Origin of the sequence: Vibrio genomosp. F10 str. 9ZD137 (genome assembly GCF_049974785.1) — a bacterium.
GTDB lineage: Bacteria > Pseudomonadota > Gammaproteobacteria > Enterobacterales > Vibrionaceae > Vibrio.
This window is the reverse complement of sequence record NZ_JBNGCJ010000234.1, coordinates 1-6,433: the sequence shown is the minus strand read 5'-3', so window position 1 is coordinate 6,433 and position 6,433 is coordinate 1. Positions and strand designations below refer to the sequence as shown.

Annotated in this window: 8 protein-coding genes; 3 read left to right on the top strand and 5 right to left on the bottom strand. The window is 41.2% G+C overall.

The window, feature by feature from the left end; translation table 11 throughout:
- Nucleotides 1-208, bottom strand: a 208-nt coding sequence (locus ACP45E_RS03425) for a serine dehydratase beta chain (RefSeq protein WP_277815676.1), incomplete at its 3' end; no start/stop codon positions are given.
- A gap of 152 nt (nt 209-360) precedes the next feature.
- On the opposite strand from ACP45E_RS03425, the gene ACP45E_RS03420 reads away from it, so the two are divergent.
- Nucleotides 361-1,221, top strand: a complete 861-nt coding sequence (locus tag ACP45E_RS03420) for a YdcF family protein (protein WP_017039077.1) — start codon at nt 361-363, stop codon at nt 1,219-1,221.
- 10 nt (nt 1,222-1,231) lie between these two features.
- Here the strand turns inward: ACP45E_RS03420 and ACP45E_RS03415 are convergent, their stop codons facing one another.
- A complete protein-coding gene (locus ACP45E_RS03415; protein ID WP_017035846.1) occupies nt 1,232-1,495 on the bottom strand; it encodes a putative hemolysin in 264 nt (87 codons plus the stop codon).
- Between the two features lie 185 nt (nt 1,496-1,680).
- Here ACP45E_RS03415 and ACP45E_RS03410 point away from each other — a divergent pair, with 185 nt between their 5' ends.
- Nucleotides 1,681-2,613, top strand: coding sequence for an exopolyphosphatase (locus tag ACP45E_RS03410; RefSeq protein WP_017039076.1), 933 nt, complete (start codon nt 1,681-1,683; stop codon nt 2,611-2,613).
- Nucleotides 2,614-2,825: 212 nt separating this feature from the next.
- On the opposite strand, the gene ACP45E_RS03405 is transcribed toward ACP45E_RS03410, so the two are convergent.
- Together ACP45E_RS03405 and ACP45E_RS03400 are read right to left on the bottom strand one after the other, a co-directional pair.
- On the bottom strand, nt 2,826-3,842 hold the full coding sequence (locus ACP45E_RS03405) for a GGDEF domain-containing protein (RefSeq protein WP_026026780.1): 1,017 nt from the start codon (nt 3,840-3,842) through the stop codon (nt 2,826-2,828).
- A 129-nt stretch (nt 3,843-3,971) separates the two neighbouring features.
- Nucleotides 3,972-4,868 carry a DMT family transporter gene (locus ACP45E_RS03400; RefSeq protein WP_017039074.1) on the bottom strand — a complete coding sequence of 299 codons (897 nt, stop codon included), beginning with the start codon at nt 4,866-4,868 and terminating at the stop codon, nt 3,972-3,974.
- A gap of 125 nt (nt 4,869-4,993) precedes the next feature.
- On the opposite strand from ACP45E_RS03400, the gene ACP45E_RS03395 reads away from it, so the two are divergent.
- Nucleotides 4,994-5,482 (top strand): MarR family winged helix-turn-helix transcriptional regulator, encoded by a 489-nt coding sequence (locus ACP45E_RS03395; RefSeq protein ID WP_017035850.1) that lies wholly within the window; start codon nt 4,994-4,996, stop codon nt 5,480-5,482.
- A gap of 212 nt (nt 5,483-5,694) precedes the next feature.
- Here the strand turns inward: ACP45E_RS03395 and ACP45E_RS03390 are convergent.
- On the bottom strand, nt 5,695-6,433 hold a 739-nt coding region (locus ACP45E_RS03390), incomplete at its 5' end, for a chemotaxis protein (protein ID WP_069584696.1).

Sequence of the window (6,433 nt, the reverse complement as noted above, 5' to 3'; positions counted from 1 at the left end):
CAAGTAAACCTAAGATAGTCGCTCGGTCAGTATGGTGCCCACGACCTGTCAGCGATAACGATCCGTATAAGTCTACCTGGACACGATCTACCTTTGAAATATCTTGAGCGATAAGACAAGTAAAGTTATAACCGGCAATCATTGGGCCGTTAGTGTGAGAGCTTGAAGGGCCAACACCGATTTTATAAATTTCAAAGATCGATAGCATAAGTAAGTCCTACCTAAGTTGAGGTCTGTTAAACTGTGGTTAAGAAAACAGTGTAGTTGTTAAGTAAATGATTGTGCGCCTTGTTTGTAATGCAATCTAGCTTGAATGTACATTTTTTCACGAAGCCAATAGATAGAATTGAGACATGCGTGATGAGTATTGATAAAATTATTATTTTGCTAGGAAAGAGACTCCAAGATAGTCAATTGACGCTAGAAGGAAAAAGTCGAGTAGATGGCTTGATTCAGTATTTGGCGGTGGAAAAGCCCACTCAAACTGCGTTGTTATTTTGTGGTGGTGTGACCAAAGGTCAAGCTATCTCTGAATCTCAAGCAATGTATGACTATTTTCTATTGAATGGACAAGAATTAGATTTTCCTGCCGAGTCTATTTTACTAGAGCAAGATTCCACTAGTACTGTTGAGAATATTCAGCATGGTGCTCAAGCACTGCTTGATAGCGGATTAATACACCAAGGAACCACACTCAAGGTCGTGTTTGCTTCTAACGATTATCACTTACACCGTATCTTTGAAATCCAGAACTTAATGGATGAGCAAGGGCTGTTAGGTGTGCTGTATAAAAAATGTTTAGCACAGGGCGCGACGCTGAGTATTTCTTATCAGCTCAACGATCATATTGTTATTCCGTATCCCTACACGCATTTGAACGCTGATCTTTTTATGCAAGTGGACGCTTTAACCACTTATCGAGTCTATTTAGAAGGGGTTGTCGCCAATGCGTTTGATAGAGAGTTATCGAAGGTTAGGGATCAGCCTTACCAGATAGCGCAGGCTGCTTTAGAGCGAATTCACAATACACTGGATAGTAATGCTTCCTTTCTGCCGTTAACACTAGTGCTTAGCGCTCTCGAACACGCAGTGAACGATACTGTGCCATCCATGCCAATAAGAAAGGTAAGAGAGTATCTTGCTGTGCTTGATACTAATCTTACCTTATTGAATCGCTATCTTGATCCAGAGAGTCAGTTAGATACTTGCTGGTGGCGTTAAGCGTTCGTGATTACTGTTGTACTTTTTTTTGCTCTTGAGCATTTCGGAAATATTCCCATTGCTCAGTACGGTCTTCTTCTGAAAACGCACAATAAGTGACACGCAATTCATTTTCAGTCACGGTGTCTAATTCGCCACCCTGTTGAACACAATATACGGACGCAGGGTTAGCGATAGAGGTATATTCTTTAACCTCATACTCATCTGGCTCGCTTGAGCAACCAGCCAAGACAGCTACGGCTGCTAAACTTGCAAAGATATAGGTCTTTTTCATTGTTTTCTCCAAAATAAATACCTCGTTTCCATGATCAGTATAAAAGAACCTTTAAAAAATAGTGTGTTAAGTTTGTCAAAAAAGTGAAGATGTCTAAAATTAAGACAAACAATACGTGAATTCTGCATTGATGCTGTAAATCGTGTTGTACCAAATAACAATAAATACCAAGTAAGGATCTAGGTATGCCAGTGAATAAGTTTCGCCTTGTTACTCGTAGTGATTTTGATGGGTTGGTTTGTGCAGTCCTGTTAAAACAACTTGATTTGATTGAAGATATTAAGTTTGTACACCCCAAAGATATGCAAGATGGCATTGTGATGATCACTGAAAACGACATCGTAACGAACTTGCCTTTTCACCCCAAAGCTCATCTTGTATTTGATCATCATCTGTCTGAAAAAATGCGTAATAAGGGGGAACACGACAATTACATTATTGAACCCGATGCTCCTTCCGCAGCTCGAGTTGTATGGGATTACTACGGTGGTCTTTCGACCTTTCCTAAAGAATGGGAAGAGATGATGATTGCTGTCGATAAAGGCGATTCAGCCGACTTCACCCGTGATGAAGTGTTGGACTCAACTGGTTGGAATCTACTTAACTTTTTGATGGATGCCCGGACGGGTCTTGGTCGTTTCAGAGAATTTCGAATTTCTAATTATGCTCTCATGATGGACTTGATTGATTGCTGTAAAACGCAAACGATTGATGAGATTTTGGCACTTCCTGATGTGGTTGAACGCGTTACGCTTTATCGAGATCATGAAAACCTGTTTAAAGAGCAAATTACCCGTTGTGCAACGGTATATAAGAATTTGGTGGTGTTAGATTTAACGCAGGAGGAGACTATTTACGCGGGTAACCGATTTATGATTTATGCGGTGTTTCCGCAATGTAATATCTCTATTCATAAAATGTGGGGCTTTCAAAAGCAAAATATTGTCTTTGCTACGGGTAAATCCATTTTTGATAGAAGCTCAAAAACCAATATTGGTGAGTTAATGTTAAAGTACGGTGGGGGTGGGCATAAAGCCGCAGGAACTTGCCAAATAAGCACCAATAAGGCTAAAGAGGTGGAATTGAGCCTGATTGAGAAAATAACGGCAGACGGCTAGCTTCTGAACGATTAGCCCTCACGATTAGCCTTCAAAATAGGTAAACACGATTTTAGAGCGGGTCATCATTTACATAACGCCTACCGTTTACAAAATAGCCCGCCATTTACAAACAAGCCCAATATCAGCGTATTGGGCTTTTTACATTCTATAATCTGGGTTGTGATTTAGGAATTGAACGAGTGGGATAAAACTTATTAGAAGCTTATCGATTACAAAGGCATAACTCTATTTCGACCCAGTTGTTTCGCCTCATAGAGCAATGCATCTGCTCTATCAATCACTTTATCGATAGTATCGCCTTTCTCAAATTCAGTCACACCGAACGAAGCGGTAATATTGGCTATTTGCTTACCAGAGCGGCGATCTTTAATAGACAGCTTCTCTATGGCACGTCGAAGTGTCTCTGCAAATTGCCTTGCAATTCTAATGGATTTATTTGGCACAATGAGTGCAAATTCTTCTCCACCAAAGCGATAAGCGGTAATCCCTTCCCGGCAACTCGATTGTAAACGTTTAGCCAGTGCTTTAATGACGGTATCTCCGAACAGGTGCCCGTAGTTATCGTTAAAACTTTTGAAGTGATCGATATCTAGCAATATGAGGGACATCGGTTGTTCAGCGCGGCACAAAGCAAACAAATCGGTATCAAATGCTCGTCGGTTATAAAGACTGGATAAACTGTCGAATAAAGCGTCTTTTTGAACATCAGCAAGTTGCGTTTTTAGCCTGGATATTTCTTTGGTTGCGTTGGTCAGTTGCCCGTTAAGGAAATCGGTAGAGGTTTGAATTTGGCGAGATTCTGAAATGAGCTGGCGGATAACCCCCATCACTTCATCTATTGATAATCCCTCTTTTTCTACTCGGCTTAGATCGGTGAAGCTTTTATCAATGAACTCTGAGAAAGAAGACGTATCTGAAAGGGTGTCCGTCATTGAGCTTGAAACCTCATTGACTAACACCTCAATATTCTCTCTGAGGCAGGTCAAATCAGTTTCAGTTTGGTCTGCTAGATGATTATTGTACAGATCTTTCCCTGCTGCTGGTGGGCACAAGCCAAAATTCTCCACCACCATGTCGAGCTCTTGATTCAGTTCCGGGTTACTCTCGTCGACATACGTATACCAGACTGCGTAGTTCGCAGGTGTCGCAGCAACATGATTTTTCATCATCAATGGTACGGCTTTCTTTAGGTTGGCTGTCGATTTCTTGAAGTCGTCGCTCGTCATTTCTATTTTTGCTGCCATAACTAACAAATACTTATAAAGCTAAGATTAGCTGATTAATTTTAATTCTGCTTCGGAATTATCCGCATATTTTTAAAAAAATGATAGCTAAAAAGACCGAAAAACGAATGGCTATCGAAGATTTACAGATATCGGCGACTTAAATGCCCTGAGAGCAACGAGAAGCTGAGGTAATAGTGATGTAACAATCATACTTACCATCAATGCGTATTGATATAGCGTAAAGGAATCCCCGATTAAAACAAAACCACTGACGATTCCAGCAATTGGGTTTGCAATGCCGCCAAAGCTAAAGTCCACGACTGACATACGCTGTAACAACCAAACATACAGGCTGTATCCAAGTGCTGTGTTAAGGCCAAAAACCCAAATGAGTCCGATCAGATTTTTAGCACTAAAGTTCTGGTAAACCTCAATGTAAGGGGTAGGTTGAACTAAAAATTGCCCAACAGAAACGAAGGCCAAAATGACCCCGCCAATCAACAGTTGCCAGGTCAATACGCCCCACCAATCCATTGTATTTCCAAGTGACTTGGTGATGCTACTGCCAACGACAATACACATGATGGCTGCGAACATGGCCCCTAAACCTATTGGATTTAGGCTAATGGAGCTTGGGTCAAAGAGTAACCATGCGAGTATAACGAGCAGTGTCCCTGATACTACTTGCATTAAATTGGGTTTCTTTTTATCCATCAACCAATGATAAATCATGGCGAATATTGGAACAGAAACCATGCCTACCCCTGATATTGCCGCCGGTAATGTCAATGCCATTACAAATATCAAACCGAAGAAGGTAGCGATATTAATTAGGCCCAAGCTAAACAGGACTCGCCAATGGCCTTTTTTAGGCAAAGTGGGTTTGATTAACAATAGTAATAGAGCCGCTGGCAAGGCGCGAAGAGCACCAAGCAATAATGGAGGCCAGTCGGGGAGGGTATACTGAGTCACAGCATAGGTTGTTCCCCAAAAGAATGCAGGGATCATAGCGAATAGTATGTTCATGGCGTATTTATCTTTACGTTAAGATAGTTTAAAGTCAATGTACGCTGAAAATTCAGTGTTGTAAAGTGTCTTTATGTTAAGATACTTAGCGTTTACCTATATAGAAGATGGAGAATAAGTGGGCTATGGATGCAATTGAACGAGTTGTAGAGCAATGGGCAAAAGAAAAACCTGAACTCGACACTGAACCTATGGCGATGTTGGGGCGTTTGTTGCGAATTTCTAAGCATTTGGAAACTCAGATCGCAGACACCCATAAGCGGTATGATTTGAAGTTGGGTGAGTTTGATGTGCTTGCCACATTAAGACGCAGCGGAAAACCGTTCAGCTTAACGCCATCAGATTTGATCAATTCAATGATGTTAACCTCTGGAGCCATGACCAATCGACTGGATAAGTTAGAAAAAAAAGGGCTTATTGAACGTTCTCATAGCCAGGAAGATCGTCGCAGCGTTCATGTTAAACTCACTAACGACGGATTGGTCTTAATTGATGAAATGATGATGCAGCATGTCGCAGTGCAAAGTAATTTGGTCGAGTCTTTATCAGATGCACAGAAGAAACAATTGAATCAATTATTGACGACTTGGCTTACGCAATTTGAATCGGCTTAGTGTATAGATTGAGTCAGAGAACCTTAACCATCGGATAGATTAAGAACGATAAAGTGAAATTCAGTAAAGGGAGGCTCAATGAGAAAAGAGTGACTGAGCCTAATACCACAGGACAATTCAACTGGACAATTCAACTATAACGAATAGAGCAGTGCCGGTGTGACAGTCTTATCAATGCGAGTAGAGCCGTTGTCAAAGCAAACCGACCAAAATCAACCGCATCCTACGCTCTGTTTACTTTCTTCGATGGCTTTGGCTCCTTTGAGCATGGCTTGAATCAATTCACCAGCATTAAACTTTTCTAGCGCTTCATGAGCACCGACTTGATGAGCCCGATCAATACAAATCTCGCTTGATAAAGAAGTGTGCAAGATACAATAGGCGTTATCGAGATCCGGCGAGTTTTGCACTTCAAATGCTAACTCATAGCCATCAAGACCTGGCATTTCGATATCACTGACGAGCAGATCTATCGCTTTGTCCGTTGAAGATTGAGCTTTCATGAGTTCTAGCGCATCTAGACCATTTTTACAGATTTGATAGGGTATATTGATTCTATCAAGAGCGTCAGAAAGCTGTTTTCGAGCGATCGAAGAGTCATCAACGAGGAGAATATTCAAGGCTTTCAGACGTTCTCTTTCTATATCAGTCAGCATAGGGATATTTGCAGATTCGTACTGAGGGTAAATTTTTGAAAGCAATAATTCCACATCCAACATTTGTACGATCTGATCCTTGTGTCGGGTAATGCCCGTAACAAAAACATCTTTACCTGCAGTTGAAGGCGAAGATTCAATATTTCTCCAGTCACACTCAATGATTTTTTCAATCGAACGAACCATGAAACCAACTATAGTTCGTAGGCAATCTGTCACAATTAAATAGCAGCTATCATATTCTTCGGGCTGAATTGGACGAAACCCAATCGCGGCCGCCATATCGATAACGGGC

Bases quoted from the DNA above. Each gene is read 5' to 3' on its own strand.
- ACP45E_RS03410 (WP_017039076.1), top strand. From the start codon at position 1,681: ATGCCAGTGAATAAGTTTCGCCTTGTTACTCGTAGTGATTTTGATGGG.
- ACP45E_RS03415 (WP_017035846.1), bottom strand. From the start codon at position 1,495: ATGAAAAAGACCTATATCTTTGCAAGTTTAGCAGCCGTAGCTGTCTTG.
- ACP45E_RS03395 (WP_017035850.1), top strand. From the start codon at position 4,994: ATGGATGCAATTGAACGAGTTGTAGAGCAATGGGCAAAAGAAAAACCT.
- ACP45E_RS03420 (WP_017039077.1), top strand. From the start codon at position 361: ATGAGTATTGATAAAATTATTATTTTGCTAGGAAAGAGACTCCAAGAT.
- ACP45E_RS03400 (WP_017039074.1), bottom strand. From the start codon at position 4,868: ATGAACATACTATTCGCTATGATCCCTGCATTCTTTTGGGGAACAACC.
- ACP45E_RS03405 (WP_026026780.1), bottom strand. From the start codon at position 3,842: ATGACGAGCGACGACTTCAAGAAATCGACAGCCAACCTAAAGAAAGCC.